The sequence below is a fragment of the Xanthobacter sp. BG11Y11_SDJG genome (genome assembly GCF_057364445.1).
Genome location: NZ_JBNFNU010000768.1, coordinates 1 through 905, shown reverse-complemented (window position 1 = coordinate 905; position 905 = coordinate 1). Strand labels below are relative to the sequence as shown.

Sequence of the window (905 nt, the reverse complement as noted above, 5' to 3'; positions counted from 1 at the left end):
CAGGGGCGAAGGCGCGGCACCAGCAGCGTGAAGCCGCCGGGGTGGCGGATGCGTCCGGCGCGCGAGCCCGCCTCCCGGCCGGCGCCGAGATAGAGGTCCGCCCGCGCCGGCCCGCGGATCGCCGAGCCGGTGTCCTGGGCGATCGTGAGATGGCGGAACGGCTCGGCGCTGCCCGGGGCCGACAGCGGCAGGTCGGCCTCCACGAACACCGGCGAGCCGTAGCTGTGCAGGTGCCGGTCCACGGCGATGGAGCGCCCCGCCGTCAGCGGCACGCCCTGCGCGCCCATGGCGCCGGCTTCGGGCGGCAGGTCGAGCGCTTTGAAGAACACATAAGACGGATTCTCGCGCCGCAGCGCCCGACCGGCCTGCGGATCGGCCTCCATGAAGGCGCGGATGCGGTCCATGGACATCTCGTCGCGCGGCACGATCCCGCGCTCGATCAGAAGCCGGCCGACCGGCAGATAGCGGTGGCCGTTGAAGCCGTCATAGTTCAGCTTCAGCACCCGCCCGTCCGGCAGGCGCACGCGGCCGGAGCCCTGGATCTGCATGAAGAACAGGTCCACCGGGTCCCTCAGGAAGACGATCTCCAGCCCCTGGCCGGCGAGCGCTCCGTCCTCGATGGCGGCGCGGTCGAAATAGGGCACGAGCCGGCCGTCGACGCGCCGGCCCACGGGGCCGGAATTGGCGGTCGGGCTCTCCATCACCAGATCGGGCGGGCGGGCGTAGACCGGCACGGAGAAATCCGGCGAGGGCGTGAGCGCGCCCTCGGTCTCCACCTCGTAATAGCCGGTATAGAAGCCCTGCTCGCGGCGGTCCGGAACCACGTGGAAGGGGCGGAAAATTGGCCTCGAAGAAACAGCCGCGCCAGTGCCGGCGACGGCGTCGCCGGGCCGAGCCGGCGGGGC

General features: G+C 72.5%; 1 protein-coding gene. It reads right to left on the bottom strand.

Features of this window, described 5'->3' with window-relative positions; all coding sequences use genetic code 11:
- Positions 1 to 824, bottom strand: an 824-nt coding sequence (mltA, locus tag AC2W7M_RS26415) for a murein transglycosylase A (RefSeq protein WP_486136145.1), incomplete at its 3' end; no start/stop codon positions are given.
- Positions 825 to 905: the final 81 nt, after the last annotated feature.